Annotated in this window: 18 protein-coding genes, 1 pseudogene and 1 other annotated feature; of the genes and pseudogenes, 17 read left to right on the top strand and 2 right to left on the bottom strand. The window is 27.5% G+C overall.

All coding sequences use genetic code 11. The annotated features are described in order from the left end of the window. The first annotated feature begins 508 nt into the window (after window positions 1-508). From Q0K54_RS08155 to Q0K54_RS08130, 6 genes are all read left to right on the top strand, one after another. The gene (locus Q0K54_RS08155; protein ID WP_294580050.1) at window positions 509-1,057 is read left to right on the top strand and encodes a TetR/AcrR family transcriptional regulator; all 549 of its coding nucleotides are present in this window, start codon (window positions 509-511) and stop codon (window positions 1,055-1,057) included. Next, window positions 1,050-2,255 carry an MFS transporter gene (locus tag Q0K54_RS08150; RefSeq protein WP_294580048.1) on the top strand — a complete coding sequence of 402 codons (1,206 nt, stop codon included), beginning with the start codon at window positions 1,050-1,052 and terminating at the stop codon, window positions 2,253-2,255. Before Q0K54_RS08155 ends, Q0K54_RS08150 begins: the two co-directional genes overlap by 8 nt. Window positions 2,256-2,400: 145 nt before the next feature. Further along, window positions 2,401-3,297: a glycosyltransferase gene (locus tag Q0K54_RS08145; protein ID WP_294580046.1), complete on the top strand. Its 897-nt coding sequence runs from the start codon at window positions 2,401-2,403 to the stop codon at window positions 3,295-3,297. Then, window positions 3,287-4,162: an HAD family hydrolase gene (locus Q0K54_RS08140; protein WP_294580045.1), complete on the top strand. Its 876-nt coding sequence runs from the start codon at window positions 3,287-3,289 to the stop codon at window positions 4,160-4,162. The genes Q0K54_RS08145 and Q0K54_RS08140 overlap by 11 nt, the downstream gene beginning before the upstream one ends. A gap of 130 nt (window positions 4,163-4,292) precedes the next feature. Further along, a complete protein-coding gene (locus Q0K54_RS08135) occupies window positions 4,293-4,913 on the top strand; it encodes an SAP domain-containing protein (RefSeq protein ID WP_294580053.1) in 621 nt (206 codons plus the stop codon). A 110-nt stretch (window positions 4,914-5,023) separates the two neighbouring features. Beyond that, window positions 5,024-5,422 carry a cupin domain-containing protein gene (locus Q0K54_RS08130; protein WP_294580044.1) on the top strand — a complete coding sequence of 133 codons (399 nt, stop codon included), beginning with the start codon at window positions 5,024-5,026 and terminating at the stop codon, window positions 5,420-5,422. Window positions 5,423-5,425: 3 nt separating this feature from the next. Here the strand turns inward: Q0K54_RS08130 and Q0K54_RS08125 are convergent, their stop codons facing one another. Both Q0K54_RS08125 and Q0K54_RS08120 read right to left on the bottom strand, forming a co-directional pair. Further along, complete coding sequence (locus Q0K54_RS08125; RefSeq protein ID WP_294580042.1) at window positions 5,426-5,956, bottom strand: dihydrofolate reductase family protein; 531 nt, start codon at window positions 5,954-5,956, stop codon at window positions 5,426-5,428. 114 nt (window positions 5,957-6,070) lie between these two features. Next, window positions 6,071-6,721 (bottom strand): cyclic nucleotide-binding domain-containing protein, encoded by a 651-nt coding sequence (locus Q0K54_RS08120; protein ID WP_294580040.1) that lies wholly within the window; start codon window positions 6,719-6,721, stop codon window positions 6,071-6,073. A gap of 90 nt (window positions 6,722-6,811) precedes the next feature. On the opposite strand from Q0K54_RS08120, the gene Q0K54_RS08115 reads away from it, so the two are divergent. From Q0K54_RS08115 to Q0K54_RS08065, 11 genes and pseudogenes are all read left to right on the top strand, one after another. After that, window positions 6,812-7,096, top strand: a complete 285-nt coding sequence (locus Q0K54_RS08115; RefSeq protein ID WP_294580039.1) for a hypothetical protein — start codon at window positions 6,812-6,814, stop codon at window positions 7,094-7,096. Beyond that, entirely contained in the window at window positions 7,066-7,704 is a 639-nt protein-coding gene (gene pyrF, locus Q0K54_RS08110; protein WP_294580051.1) for an orotidine-5'-phosphate decarboxylase, read from the top strand. Before Q0K54_RS08115 ends, pyrF begins: the two co-directional genes overlap by 31 nt. A 56-nt stretch (window positions 7,705-7,760) precedes the next feature. After that, window positions 7,761-8,450 carry a M24 family metallopeptidase gene (locus Q0K54_RS08105; protein WP_294580037.1) on the top strand — a complete coding sequence of 230 codons (690 nt, stop codon included), beginning with the start codon at window positions 7,761-7,763 and terminating at the stop codon, window positions 8,448-8,450. Window positions 8,451-8,464: 14 nt separating this feature from the next. Next, window positions 8,465-9,262, top strand: a complete 798-nt coding sequence (locus Q0K54_RS08100; RefSeq protein ID WP_294580035.1) for an NUDIX domain-containing protein — start codon at window positions 8,465-8,467, stop codon at window positions 9,260-9,262. Between the two features lie 70 nt (window positions 9,263-9,332). Further along, entirely contained in the window at window positions 9,333-9,710 is a 378-nt protein-coding gene (locus Q0K54_RS08095; protein ID WP_294580032.1) for a hypothetical protein, read from the top strand. Window positions 9,711-9,966: 256 nt separating this feature from the next. After that, window positions 9,967-10,314 (top strand): PadR family transcriptional regulator, encoded by a 348-nt coding sequence (locus Q0K54_RS08090; protein WP_294580030.1) that lies wholly within the window; start codon window positions 9,967-9,969, stop codon window positions 10,312-10,314. After that, window positions 10,301-10,690: a DUF6120 family protein gene (locus Q0K54_RS08085; protein WP_294580028.1), complete on the top strand. Its 390-nt coding sequence runs from the start codon at window positions 10,301-10,303 to the stop codon at window positions 10,688-10,690. Before Q0K54_RS08090 ends, Q0K54_RS08085 begins: the two co-directional genes overlap by 14 nt. Before the next feature lie 269 nt (window positions 10,691-10,959). Then, entirely contained in the window at window positions 10,960-12,984 is a 2,025-nt protein-coding gene (locus Q0K54_RS08080) for an ATP-binding cassette domain-containing protein (protein WP_294580026.1), read from the top strand. Continuing rightward, a complete protein-coding gene (locus Q0K54_RS08075) occupies window positions 12,968-14,785 on the top strand; it encodes an ABC transporter ATP-binding protein (protein ID WP_294580024.1) in 1,818 nt (605 codons plus the stop codon). The genes Q0K54_RS08080 and Q0K54_RS08075 overlap by 17 nt, the downstream gene beginning before the upstream one ends. Before the next feature lie 93 nt (window positions 14,786-14,878). Further along, the gene (locus tag Q0K54_RS08070; protein WP_294580023.1) at window positions 14,879-15,439 is read left to right on the top strand and encodes a Sir2 family NAD-dependent protein deacetylase; all 561 of its coding nucleotides are present in this window, start codon (window positions 14,879-14,881) and stop codon (window positions 15,437-15,439) included. Between the two features lie 57 nt (window positions 15,440-15,496). Next, window positions 15,497-15,740, top strand: a binding site (T-box leader). A 35-nt stretch (window positions 15,741-15,775) separates the two neighbouring features. Further along, a pseudogene (locus tag Q0K54_RS08065) lies at window positions 15,776-16,124 on the top strand (3-deoxy-7-phosphoheptulonate synthase); the annotation flags it as partial.

The following is a 16,124-nucleotide window of genomic DNA, read 5'->3' as shown; positions in this document are numbered from 1 at the left end:
GGCCGCACACTATCGTTGCAATGTCAATATTTTTCTTTTAAAAATGATAAAAATTTTATAAAAAAGAGAGGGCATATTTGCAATATAACCATCGATTGTCATTAAAATCTTAACTTAATGACATTGGTCAGATACATTTTAATTAAAGTTGTTGTAAGCGCCATAATATCAAATCCTTCCCCTCCGATTTTTGATAATTTTATTTTACTATACTAGATAATAAAAAGCTATTTATTACCTTTAAATCACTTTGAATAAAAATATTTATAGGAAACAAAACTGATATTATCAATAAGTTGATGATAATAAAATTGTAAATATATCGATTCTAGCAGGTCAATAGAATAAAAGCTGACTAGAATAGATAGCAGATTTAGTTTTTATCAAATTGCATAATAAGAATCATTTGTAACTCTAAAATTAAAACGCTGTATTGACAATTGATAGTTAATTTTATAAAATAACAAGTGTTGCGTAACATATGTTATTTTATAGAAAGGAGATTAATATGCCACCAAAATCAAAAACATCAAAAGAAGATATTTTAAATGCTTCTTTTTTAATTGCTAGAAGGAAGGGGATAACAGAGGTAAATGCCAGAAGTATTGCTAAGCAGTTGAATTGTTCAACTCAGCCACTTTTTCGTATCTATCAAAATATGAATGAATTAAAAGAGGACTTGATTGAAAAAATCTATCAGTATTACCGGGAGTTTACGGAGCGATATAGTGATGATGATGAATTATTTCGGGTTAGCTATGCTTATATTGAATTTGCCAGAAAGGAAAAAAACTTATTTAAAGCTGTTTATGTTTCTGATGTCGGTGGTACCAGATCGCTATCACAAGTCATCACTTCAACATATAATCAAAATATTATCCAAAAGATGGTTAAACAGTATCAAATAACCGAAGCTAAAGCTAATCAGGTGTTTCGAGATGTTCGTTTTTATAGTCACGGAATTGCTTCTTATATTCTAGTTGATAGTATTAGTCTGAGTGATCAAGAAGTTGTTGAATTGTTGAAAATAGCGATAGATAAGTTTAAAAATGAATAATTTAAAACAATTGTTATCGAAAAATAGCCTATTTCTATTAGTGATTGGGATGCTGTATTTAGCGGGGACCAATCTTGCAACTACTTTTATTAATGTCTATTTAGTGCGGGTAACTAATAATATTGGAATAATTATTATTCAAAATATTATTAATTATGCAACATTGCTATTAGCTTTTATGCTGGCAACAAAACTAATTATCAAGATTTCTCTTAATTTTATTTTGAAATTAGGAATTGTTGCAACGCTACTTTATTATTTATGTATTTTATTATTACAAGAAAAAACAAGTTTATTTTTAATCCCGTTAGGTTTATTTAATGGAATGGGACAGGGTTTTTATTACTTTTCATTTAATTTATTAGTAGGACAGTTAGTTAAAGAAAAGGAACAAGGACGTTTTTTCTCTTGGCAACAGTCCTTCAGTTATTTGTTTGGGGTGATTACACCAACAGTTTCTGGTTATATTATTGTTCGTTTTACTCAATTAACCGGCTATTATTTATTATTTTTAATAGCTGTGATTTTGTTTGGGTTAGGTATGATTATATCTAGTCAAATAGCTAATATTAATCTTGATGCTAAAATGAATGTTTTAAAGGTTTTGAAATTAAAAGGAAATGTCTATTGGGACAGCAATAAATATTACTATCTTAGTAATGGAGTTAGAGAAGCAATCTTTAATCAGATATTTACTGTCTTTGCTTATTCAATTATTGCAAATGAGCAAATTATTGGTCAATACAATTCAATGATGGCAGTGATTGGGATTTTTAGTTCAGTGTTTATTGCCAGTCGCTTTAATCGTTATAATCAAAAGAAATATCATTTAATTGCATCAATCATTTATTTTGTAATTATGCTGTTGTTAGGAGTTTTTAAAACACCAGGTACTTTGTTATTGGTGTATTTAGGCTTGGGAATTGTTTATTGCTGGAATCAGACTTTATTCCAATCAATGAAATATCAATTGGCATCACGAGCCAAAGCCGGTTTTAACCAGGAAGATTATATTGTTTCTTGTGAATTTTTTATTGCTTTAGGCAGAATTACTGGACTAACGATAGCATTGCTTCTATGCAATTTTATGCCTTTAAATAACGCTTATAGTTTATTGATAATATTTGATGGAATGTTATGGTTAGTTGATCATTATGTTATTAATAAAAAAGTTAACTGGTTAGAAAAAGAACTTTAAATTATATGATTATTTTTATTGATTAAATAACACACAACATAACACAACAACAGGAATTGTAATTTTAAAATCAATATAATCTAAAGTTCGATAACAGATTATCTTATTTTGATTATATTGTCAAATAATTAAAAAGGAGATAAAAATGGATGAATATAAATTAAGTATCATTATTCCGACATATAATGATAAGTTTTTATTGGAAGAAACAATTAAATCGATTTTAAAATCAAATTTTAAAATCGATAATTATGAAATATTGGTTTGTGATGATGGTTCAGCTGTTGATAATTTTAGTTTGATAAAAAAATATGAACAGCACTGTCATCTACGATACTTTTATCAATCAGACCAGGGTTTTCGAGCGGGAATGGCTAGAAATATGGGAATCAAAAATGCTAAAGGGGAAATTTGTGTATTTATTGATACGGGGATTCTAATTGGAACTAATACTTTACAGTCTTTCTATGATCGAGTAATTAAGAGTGATGAAGCAATTTTGGGCTATGTTTTTGGATTTTCTAATGATAATGATGATAGTGATAAAATAAAGGAATTAATTGATTTTGATCATATCGATGATTCAATTGTAAAAATGCAAACAAATGGCTATTTGGATCGACGGGAGACAGGTTATCAGGCTTTAGGCGATGATTTGACCAAATGGTTAGCACCATGGGTTTATTTTTCTGGTGGATTAACTGCGATTAAAAAAGACCAGCTATTTAGAGTAGGATTATTTGATGAGCATTTTCATGAATGGGGCGGTGAAGATTCAGAATTAGGTTTAAGAATATTTTTAGCCGGAATAAAAATAAACGTTGAACGAAAAGCAACCGGAATTCATTATCCTCATGAAAAAAGAAATAAGATTGATCAGGGTTTTGATGAATTTGTTGATAACTTAAAAAAACAGCGCCAATACATTTATCAAAAATTCCCGCTTCCTGAAGTACTGGCTTGGGGTACTGTGCATTTAAACAGTGATACTTTCAATCAATATTTGTCTAAGGCTTTACAATTAGAAGATTATGAAAAATAAGTATTTATTCTTTACTGATCTCGATAAAACGCTATTAAATGATAGTCATCAGATCAGTTTAGAAAATTTTCAGGCAATTAAAAAGCTGCAAACCAATAATATGATTGTGGTTTTAGCATCAGGACGTTCGTATCAAGATATTAAGAAAAATATTCTTGATAAATATCAGTTGAAATTGCCAGTCATTGCTTTAAATGGAGCCCAAATTTATAATGAAAATGAACAGTTACTTAAAAATAATGTTTTAAATAATATTGATTTAAAAAGATTTTTTGATATTTGTAATAAGCAAGATTGTTTTTATCTGCTCTATGATCAAAATAATACTTACTACCATCAAGTCACTAATTTAATTAAAAATCTATATTCACTAGCACAAATAAAGAGTAATGAAATTGATACTATTTTAATGGGAATGCAAATTTATTATAATATTATTTATAGTCACCACCGATTAGATCCACAACTTAAAAGACAATTTATCACTTATAATCACGATTTATTTAAAATTGAAGTTATTAGTCATGATCAAAAGTTTTTAAATCAGCTTAAAAGCAACTTTACTGGTAATTTAAAAATGACTGCTTCAAGTGATATTAATTTAGAAATCACCAGTAATGAGGCCACTAAAGGAAATGGAGTAATTTTTCTTAGTCAGTATTATGATATCGAGATTAAAAATACTTTCGCAATTGGTGATAATTATAATGATCTTGAAATGTTGCAGACTGTAAATTATAAGATTGCGGTTAAAAATGCAGAAAAGAAAATTAAACAGTTGGCTGATTATGTTAGTGACAGTTATGATTTAAATGGGTTTGCTAAAGCGGCTGTTAAAGTACTTCAAATTATTAATAAAATTTAGTGTTTTTAAACGCTTTCTATAAATAGATTGCAATTAAGTTAATAAGTCAGATGGTTTTAAATTACAATATAGTTATAGAAAGTTATTGTTTTTAATGGTAAATTAAAGAGAAAATATTTTGTAAAGGGAGATTATTATGGAAAGACCATTATTTGAAAAGATTAAAGATTATCAGGAGTTTTCTAAATATTATTGGTATAAGACGGAATTAAAACAAATTTGTAAAAGATTAGGTATTGAAAGTGATGGAACAAAACAAGAATTAAACGATAATATTGCTCAATATTATCAAGGTCAGATAGTCAATGAAAATCGCTGCAAGATAAAAAGTGTTGATGATGTTACTATTAATTTAGATACCGGGTTGTTAGAATGTGGTTTTTCTTTTAATCAAAAGTTTCGCAAATTATTTTCTCAACTTACTAAAATTGATAAATTCAAATTTAATGCAGATATGGCGGCTACTTGGAGAATGGTAAAAAAGAAACATGATACTAGTTTTACGATTCAGGATATGTTAGATGTTTATTATGGTAAAAAAGAATATGCTAAATATGACAATTCATTATGTCAATGGAATAAGTTTTTAAAGGATTTTTGCCAGGATGCAAATAATTCATGTTATAAAAATAAAATTAAAGTTGCCGCCATTTTATGGCATGAAGTGCGGAACTCAACAGAAGATAAAATTTATACTAAAGAATTAACACAAAAATATGCTGATTTGATCAAAGGTTATCGAATTCTCTAATTTTAAAAGAGCGTCAGCTCTTTTTTTTGTTTGACAATGACGTTAGGTTCTCTATTATAATCAAATTATCTAATATTTTAGATAATATAAATTAATTATAGGAGCCAAAAATGAATGAATTAAAAATATATAATCTCAATGATGCAATTAATGTTGTCAAAGAAGATCTAACAGCAGTCAATTATTATTTATTTGATGAATATGAAATTCATTTAAATGTTTTACCGCCGCATACAATTCAACCATGGCACTTTCATCGACAAATTGAAGAAGTAATTGTAGTAATTAAAGGAAAAATGCAATGTTTATGGTTTGATGCAAACCATAAACATTGTCAAGAAATTAAAGAAAAGCAAATAGTAGCGGTTAAAAATTCAATTCATACTTTTAAAAATAATACAAACGATAGTTGTGAATTCATCGTATTTCGTTTACTTTTAAGTAATATTAATAAAAGAGATATTTTTAAAAATGATAAGATCATTGTTGATGATAAATATCATGATTAAGATTTAACATCGCGTATAAATTAACTCTATTATTCCGTTATAAGTTTGCTGATGAATTAGTTTTAATCTAATTTCATTAAAGATAGACTCAAAAAGTCGGATTCCAGAACCTAAGATCGTTGGGATAATCGTAATATAATATTCATCAATCAAATTATCTTTCATCAATTGGTTGATAATATTAGCGCCACCATAAATCCAAATATCTTTACCTGGCTGTTTTTTTAATTCGAAAACTATTTGACTAGGCGATTTAGAAGTAAAAATAATATTATCGGTTGATGATAATTGCCTGTGAGTGATGACATAACTTGTTTGTTGCTGATAGACCCAGTTATCAGGTGCCAGTTGCGTTATAATTTGATGATAGGTTTTGTAACCCATAATAATAGTATCTATATTTTTGATAAACGGTGAATACGTATCAATCATGGTCACTTGATCATCTTGTCCTTGTAGCCAGTCAACTTGACCATTATGATCAGCAATATAACCGTCAAGACTCATGGCAATATATAAAATAATTTTTTTCATATAGTTCTCCTTTGTTTGTGTCAGTTCATTAATAAATTTGCTGCATTAACCATAACCTAATTTTAAATTTGGAAGGCTGACTAGATGATTGTTTTGATTTTTAATCATTGGTAGTCATAATTGATATATTTCCTGACCTAATTGTTTTAATGCGGATTCATTAATGATTTGATAACTACCATTTTCATGTTTTAAAAGATATTGTTTTTGGCAAAGTTGCTGTAAAACTCGCTGTAATTGACGATAGCTACAACCAATCATTTTAGAAACCGTCATAAAATTTTCTTGAATGATCCCAGCTTGATTACACGAGATTAAGTAGGCAGCTAAACGGTTGATAACTGGATAATTATTAGAAAGTGAAGCATTATAATTACTTTTGTAAAGTTTATCCGCCATGCTCGTGGCTAAAAAATTCATTAATAAAGGATCTTCTTTTACTAATTGAAAGTCTCTCAATAAATCAATAGTATATAAAATACAATCCTGATTACAAATAACATCACAATTAATTTCTCGATTTAAAAAGAATTCAACTTCACCAATGACTGAAAGAGCACTAGTAAAGTTACAAAGTAAAGTATTACCATTAGCCGTTGTTTTGCAAACTCTTACTCGTCCTTTTACTAGTAAATATAAACATTTTAGTTCTTGCCCTTGTTTTACGATATATTCATCTTTTTTAAAATGACATAATGTTAATTTAGACATTAAGTTTTCACTGACGATATTTTCAATTTTTTGTAAATAATAATTTTCGTTCATCATATCACCATAAATAGTATGACATATGTCCTATTAGTAAACAAGAATAAATAAATATAATTAGGTTGTAAAAGAAATGGAGGAATGAAGATGAAATTTCAAGACAAGTTAATTAAAAAAATCAAGCAGAAAAATACGGTTTTAGTAGTTGGGTTGGATCCCAACTTAGAGTTATTTCCTGAAGTAATATTAAAAGATTTTCAGGATAAAAGTATTATTGAAGTAATTTATAAATTTAATCAGATGATTATTGATTTAGTTCATGATAAATGTATCGCTGTTAAACCACAATTAGCTTATTATGAGGTTTTTGGCAGCGAGGGAATCAAAGGTTTGGAAAAAAAATCAAATATGCTCATGAAAAAGATTTATTAGTAATTATGGATGGAAAAAGAGGTGATATTGGGCCAACTTGCAAAGCTTATGCTCAAGCTTATTTGGGCAATACTTTACTTTCAGGAGATGCTTTGACAATTAATCCTTATTTAGGACGTGATGGAATAATGCCATTTATTAAAGTAGCCAATAATAATGATAAAGGAATATTTATTCTAACGAAAACATCTAATCCATCATCTGATGATCTACAAAATATCGTTACTAATGATAATCAGACAGTTTATTTAAAAACGGCAAAATTAATCAGTGAATTAATTGGTAATGAGACAGGTTATTCAAATATTGGAGCCGTTGTTGCCGGAACTTTTAAGCAAGATGCTAGAAAAATCAGAACTATACTTAAGCATTCATTTTTCTTAGTTCCTGGCTATGGAGTTCAAGGAGCTAGAGGAGCTGATTTAGTCGATTATTTTGATCAAGCTGGCTTAGGCACGCTAGTTTGTGCCAGTCGTTCTATTATTTATCCAAATCAATTTAGCAGTGATAAAAATACTGGACTTTGTTTATCTGATTATCAAAAAATGATCGTAAAAGCAGTTAATGATGCTAATAACGATATTAACAAATACCGCTTTTATAAATAAACAATATTTTTTACTTGCTATTAATGTTAAAATATAGATATAAGTAGGTGATATTGATGAATTATCAAGAAGTGCAAATGATTGCCAAAAAAACAATGGATTATATTAAAAAGATGATCAAACCAGGAATGAATTTAATTGAAGTTCGTAAGATTTGTGAAGATAAAATGTTGGAATTAGGGGCTGATTCATTTTGGTATTGGGATATTGGTGCTTTTATTTTTTCTGGTGAAGAGACTAGTATTTCTATTTCAGGGAAAAGATATCAAACTGCAAGTAAGCTGATTGAAACAAATGATATAATTACGATAGATTTAAGTCCCCAAAACAATCATATTTGGGGCGATTATGCTAGAACTATTATTATTGAAAATGGACAGGTAATTACCGAAATAGAAAAAATAAAAAATAAACAATGGCAACAAGGATTAATGATGGAAGAAAAATTACATCAGGAATTGTTTAATTATGTAACTGTTGCTACAACGTTTGAAGATCTTTATTATCATATGAATACTATTATTGAAAAATCTGGTTTTGTTAATTTGGATTTTTTAGGAAATCTAGGCCATTCGATTGTTACAAGAAGTGATGATCGGATTTATATTGAAAAGGGCAATAATCAAAAATTAAGTGATGTGGCTTTTTTTACCTTTGAGCCACATATAAGTATTAAAGGTTCCGTATTTGGGTTTAAAAAAGAAAATATTTATTATTTTGATCAAAATAAATTGAAGGTTTTATAAAGGGAAAGGTAATTATGGAAGTTAAATTTTATGATAATATTGATGATGATAAATTAAAATTCGCGGTTATTGTTACTCGATATCAAGATAAGTGGTTATTATGTAAGCATCGACAAAGAGATACTTATGAAATTCCTGGTGGTCATCGAGAACATGGGGAAACAATTTTAGAAACTGCAAAACGCGAGCTGTTTGAAGAAACTGGAGCACTTGATTTTGAGATAATGCCAGTATGTGTCTATTCGGTAACTGGTAAAAACCGAGTAAATGAAACTGGTGACGAAATGTTCGGAATGCTTTTTTTAGCGGACGTTGATAAATTAGAACAAGAAATTCATAGTGAAATTGAGAAAATCAAATTATTTGATCAATTACCAGATAATTTAACTTATCCAGATATTCAGCCATTTTTATTTAAACAAGCGAAAAAAGTATATCGACAAAAGATAATTAAAGAATGGTTTTTGTCTTGGTTTGATAATAAATGGAATAAGTTTGAAAAAGTATTTGATAATAATGTTTATTATAGTGAATCTTGGGGACCTGAATATAATAATCTTGATCAAATCAAATGCTGGTTTAAAAAATGGCATGATGGTTCTAAATTAATTAAGTGGGACATTACTAGTTTTATTCATAGCGATAATTATACATTTGTAGAGTGGTGCTTTGCTTGTAAAAACAATGATAAAACTACTGAATTTGATGGTATCTCTTTAGTTGCATGGAATGAGGTGGAAAAAATAAAAGTTTGTAAGGAATACGGTTCATCGTTGCCAAAATATAATCCTTTTGATATAAATGAATCGTAGTATAGTCAGATAAATAGTCCATCAAATTTATTATTTAATTTAAAACAGATATCTAGGGGAGGATGGCGTTATGTTAAATCCTAATTGGCTGGCTATCGTATTAATTTCAATCTATCTTATTATTCACATTATTAAACGTAAAGATTATCAATGGTTTCATCAACAAAATACAGTGTTGTCATTATCATTTTTATTGATTCTTTCTACTATGAGAATTGATGATGCTAGTGATGCTCCTTATGCATTTGCTGTTATTATTATGGGTACTATCGCACTTATAATTGATATTGTTAATATTCATACTTATAGAAAGAATAATAATTTGATAGATTATGAAAAAAGAAAGAGAAGATGGCAAAAAAGAAGAAAAATAATTATAATTGTTTTAACAATTATGATTGTAATTAGAATTATTTATGAATTACAAAAATTATTTAATTTGATTTAATCGGTTTTCATTACTATAAATAATTTAATGGAATATTAAATATCATTGTATTAAAAGCACCAATATTTGTTATGATGGTCTTTTAACAGTCGTGATTATTCATACTGTTAATGGTCCATTATTTTTATTTAATAGTTTTTTACTTTGATAGTATTGGATTGGATAATATTAATTATATCTTTGATATTTAATAATGGTGAAGTATATTATTTTTTTCGATATAATGTTAAAATAATAGTGATTAAAAGGTGGTTATATGAAAAAAACGATTTCTGGTAATGATTTAATTATGATTTTTTTATACTTGCTAAAACAAAAAGAAATGTACGGGTATGAGTTGACAAAATTCATAAAAGAACAAACAAACAATGAATTTACTGTCAAAATGAGTACTTTATATCCTTCATTACGTAAGCTGATAGATGCTGGTTATGTAAAAACAAGAACTGTTGTAGTAGATAATAAAACTAGAGTTTATTATTCGTTGGAAAAGGAGGGTGAAAAATATTTAAATGATTTGATCGAACAGTATCTGGTAAAAAAGAAGTTAATTGATAGTTTGATTTTTAGTAATGATCAAGGAGTGGTAGATGGTGAAAGCTAATAAAAATATTACATTATATAAAAAGAATCTAATAACATTGATGCCTTTAAGGACGAAAAAGGAAAGAGCATACATTAATGAGTATATGACAAATGTTGAAGAGTACTGTTTAGATTTTACTGATGCAAGCTATGATGAAATTGTTGAAAATTTTGGGGAACCTAAAAGTGTCGTTTTAGCGTATTTAAAAGAATGTGATGAAAATTATTTGTTAAAAAGAATTAATACTAGAGATATTGTGAAAAAATCACTATGCAGTATTGTAATAATTATTTGTTGTTTGTTATTGATCATTACTTATCAAGTATACATGGGATATTTAGAAGAAAGAAATTCTTATGTTATTAGGGAAGAAATAACTCGAGTAGATAGATAAGTTTATTGATAATATTATATTAGAAATTTGTAATTAATTTTTAGAATCTATTTGATAATAGATTCTATTTTTTTAATTATTAAACTATATTAAATATATATCTAAAATAGATATATATTGTATTGACAAATACTATGTGTTTGATAATATAAAATTATAGAGTAGTTAGAATTCACTTTTCTAAAAGGATAATCAATATTTCCAATATTAAATTAATTGAAAATATTAGGTCAAGTAACATTTAAATTATAGGTAAGGGAAGTGATATCATGATTAAATTAATCAATATTAATGTTAAATTTGGAAATAAACAAATATTTTCAAAGCAATCGTTGATAATTGAAAAAGGAATTCTAACATCAATTACCGGAGAATCAGGCGCCGGGAAAACAACACTTTTAAATATCATTGGACTTAATACTTTTAATAGTGAAATTATGATCATTGATAATCTAGATATAAGAAAACTAAATCAAAGAGAAAATGAAAAGTATAGAGAAGAAAATATTTACTATGTTAGTCAAAGTCCTAAATTTTTTAATGATATTAAGTTAAAAGAATATTTAAAGATGTATGATCAAAACTATTTGTTAAATGAAGATTTAATGAATTTAATTACTGAATTAGAAATTGTTGATAAATTAGAACTATATCCGATGCAATTATCTGGTGGTGAAAAAATTAAATTTTCATTGATTTTGGCATATTTATCTAATGCTAATATCGTAATTTTAGATGAACCAACAGCTTCATTAGATAGTAATAGTATTGAATCAGTAATCAAAATGATTCTAACTATCACAAAAAACAATAAATATGTCATTTGTTCTACTCATAATCAAGAACTGATTAACGTTTCTGAATCGATTGTTGAAATAAAAGATGACAAAATTAATCAGACTAATAAAAGTATCAATAATTCCCCAATAATTAGTGATCAAGTAAAAAAGCAACCACAACATTTATTAGAAGTTTTACTTCAATCAAGAAAACATCATTTAATCAAGAATATTTTAAAATATGTCATAATATCAATTATGTCCTCAATAGCTTTGACATCAGTGTTTTCAAATAATTATGCTGCTAAGATGCAAGAAGATATCATCAATGATTTAGCAGCGACAGAATTAATTATTTATAAACCAGTAATTGAATCACAACGAGATTATTATAATGGCAGGCAGGAATTTCCATTTACTGATAGTGAATTAGAAACTATCAAAAAGATTGATCATATAGATAAAATTGCTGGTTATTTGATAATGACCTCTAATCGAAGTAATGATATAAATGGAAATATTGAAAGAAAGATTAACTATACAATCAGTAAAAATGGTAACAATATTGTTGATTATACAATAGATTCAGAAACAGGAGAAGGAGCAAATACAAATAATAATTTTTGTGACGTAGGTGTTTATTATTCTGATGAAAAATATCCTAAAGGTGGTGTCTATTTATCAACGACCTTGGCTGATAGAATAGGTTATGCTTATGAAAAGGGATCAATATTGAAAACTACAATTAATATTCCACTTTATAATATTTTTAATGCTTCGTATTTGCTTGATAGCGATCAAAATAAAATTCCTAGTAGTGATACAGTCGGTGAACTAGTAGAAATAAAATTGCCAATCTATGGTGTGATTGATAATTATCCTGATTGGAATACCAAATATTATAATAATACCTTGTTTATTTCTAATGATGTTTATGAAAAGTTAATTGAAGAAAATCGCCCTAGTGCTGGCTTTGAAAAAGAAAATCAGGGGACAATAATAAAATATGAACCATGGAGATATAATGCATATTATTTAAAGATAGATTCAATTGCTAATTTTGAAGACGTAGTTTCAAAATTAGAAGAACTTGGAATAGCTTATTATAGTGAATATGCTGATGCCAAACAGGCCAGCAGTGTTATTAATAAACAAAAAGATGCTATGACTTTATTTAGTATTATCATGATGCTTGTTTTATTGGTTATTACGATTATTTTCAGTAATGTTAAAAAAGAAGATGAAGCCGATATGATTGATTATTTTAAAATGACTGGTTTGTCAAGTAAAACTATTAATAAAATCAAATTAAAGAATTATTTAATTGATACTATAATAATTGCAATATTGATGTTGTGTTTGATTTTTGTTGTAAAATATATTTATCAAATATTCCATATTTCATATATAGAGTTTGAATTTATAATGATTCCCCTAGTGATTTTAATCAGTGTCATCATGAATATACTTGTCCCATCAGTTATAACTGGAAGATATTATGATAAAAATAAATGATATCAAGATTAGTTATCAAGACAAAGTATTGATAGATGATTCTAATTTGAAATTAAACAAGGGACAAGTAACTTTGATATATGGAAAAAGTGGTTGTGGAAAGACATCATTATTGTATCTAATTGGTCTGTTTAAGCGAAATAACTGTCAATATTATATCGATGATTTGTTGGTGAATGATTTAAGTGATGAGGATTTATCAAAGTTAAAAAGAAGTTATATTGGATATGTTTTTCAAGACAGCGTTTTATTTGAACATCTAAATGCTAGAGAAAATTTAAAGCTATATGCTTCTCTATCGGGGAAAGAGATAAATGAAGCTGCGATTGTAGATTTATTATCGCTAGTAAATCTTGAAAAAAATATTTTAGATCAGGAGATCGAAACTCTTTCTGGTGGTGAAAGACAGAGATTGGCTATTGCTTGTGCTTTAAGTAAAGAACCTGAATTATTGATATTAGATGAACCAACTAGCGCTTTAGATCGTAAAAATGAAAAATCACTTTATCTGTTGCTTAAAAAAATTTCGACAGAAAAAAAGATTGCAGTTGTTATGGTAAGTCATAGTTTAGAGGCTCATAAATATAGTGATGTTATTTATGAAATAAGCAATCAAAAAATTAATCTAATAAAAGACAGTCAGACAGCGATTTTCAATAAACAACTTAACTTACAAAAAATTAAACCAATTGATAAAAAGTGTTTGACTAAATATATTGAATTATATAATCAAAGAAATCGAAACCTAATCATTATTAGTCTATTTAGTATGTTGTTATTAGTGATGGGTAGTTTTGGCGGACTATTATTTTTAAGTAATAGTAAGGATAAGCAGAAAGAAGAAGTTACAAAGTTATCAGAAAATCAGATTTTTCTTATTAATGAAGATCGAAAAATTGATCAAAAACTGGATATTAAAATTAAACAACTATATCAAAATTATGGTGTTAAAAAGATATATCCATACAATGCTATTAAAATTATTATTAATAATAGTATTTATGATGTGATTCCGTATTTTACAGAAAATACAATTGATTCAAAAATCAGTCAATATGTCGATAAAAGTAAAACGGTTTTTATCAGTAATAGCTTATTAAATGATCAGATGAATTATTTAAATTTAAATAAACAGATAAAAACCCAAGGATTTGTCATTAAAACAGATAACGAAATAATTGATATTGATTTAGAATTTGATACCGCCGGATATTTGAAAAATGGGGTTATCAGTGAGTATTTAAATAACGAAGATCCTGGATATATAATGATGCCTTATAGTATGCTGCAAAAATATTATGATGAAAATAACTGTTGTGGTTATACAATTTTTTTTGAAGATTATGAGCAAATGCTCAAAGCAATAGATGGAGTTAAAGTAGATGATATATTGGTAGATAGTAGTTTTCAAAATATTGAAGTGATTAATGCTGCAATAAATGAAATTAATATACATATAATACTAATAGCAGTAGTAATGATCATTATTCTGGGATTGCAGTATTTATTTGTTCAATTTTGGATATATCGAAATCAAAACTATGAATTAGCAATCTTAAATATAAATGGATTATCAAAGAAAAATCTTCAAATGATGATTAATAAAGATTATTTAATGAAACTATCTGCTGTCTATATAATATCAATAATAATGATTATAGTGATGATTATTTTAAAAGAAATGGTATTAATATTATACATAATTAGTTTGATTTGTAGTATTGTTTTTGTATCTAGTTTTCAACTTGTTGTCTTTTACCATCTAAAGAATTTAAATCCTATTGGTATTATTAGAAATTAGATGATAAAGCTCAAGATGCTATTATTGAATAAGAATTAGAAAAATGCGATAATAATACCAACAAATATTGAGTAAAAAGGGAGGATGATAGCGATGAAAATTTTAGCATTTACTGGTGCCGGAATTTCAAAACAGTCTAATATTCCTACATTTATGGAACGACCTGATGTTAGAGAAAAATTATTTAGAGATTTTGCCAATACTCATCATGAAGAATATAATGAAGTAATAAAGCAATTAAAAGCTAGTATGAATGGAGCTAAACCTAATGATGCTCATATAGCATTAGCTGAATATAAAATACCAGTTATTACGATGAATATTGATGGATTACATAAACAGGCTGGAACTAATGCATTAGAGATGCATGGTGGTTTACCAGAAGATGATGAAATGGATATTGCCTGGTCATTATATAACAAACCAGTATTGTATGGAGATCTGGCACCAAATTATCAAAAGGCCTATAAAATGGTTGATGATTTGGAACCTGGGGATGTATTTTTAGTAATTGGATGCTCTTATCATACGGCTATTGCGGTTGATTTAAGAGAAATTGCTAAAAGTCGTGGAGCTAAAATTATTGAGATTCAAGAAGATGCAGCCCATAATGTTAGAAAAGTATTGGAAGAAATAACTGGCGTTAAAAAATAATTTATATTAATTGACAAACAGAAAATAAATTAGTATTATAAGCCTATAATTAATAAAATAAATACGATGAATTGACATAGTAAGCTAGGCGTTTAGGCCAAGAGAGTATCGGTGTGGTGTGACGATATCCAAACAAATAGCTGAATACAGCAAGGAGTAGAATGTTGAAGTTAGTAGGCATCTCCGGGAACACCCGTTATAGTGTTAGAGTATGAACCAGATTTTTGGCGTACTTGATGAGGTTAATAGGGTGACCTATTAGCGAATAAAGGTGGTACCACGAAGTTATCTCGTCCTTTGATTAGGACGAGTTTTTTGTTTTAGGAGGAAAAAATTATGATTATTGTATTAAAACCACATACAAGTGATGAAAATGTTAAAAAAATTGAAGATTTAATTCGTACAAAAGGGGCAGAACCCCACGTATCAAAAGGAGAAATCCAAACAATTATCGGGATGGTTGGAGATACAACTAAAATCGATCCTCGAGCTATCGAAGTTGAAGAATGTGTTGAAAAAGTTATGAAAGTTTCAGAACCATATAAATTAGCTAACCGGGCTTTCCATCCTGATGATACGATCGTGGATGTAGCTGGAGTAAAGGTCGGTGGTGATCATTTAGCATTGATTGCCGGGCCATGTTCGGTTGAAAGCGAAGAACAGGTAATTGAAATTGCTAAATCAA

It is taken from the genome of uncultured Thomasclavelia sp., from assembly GCF_944324745.1.
In the GTDB taxonomy this organism is placed as follows: domain Bacteria; phylum Bacillota_I; class Bacilli_A; order Erysipelotrichales; family Coprobacillaceae; genus Thomasclavelia.
Note: the sequence above shows the minus strand (reverse complement) of the source record. Positions and strands in the feature narration are given on the sequence as shown.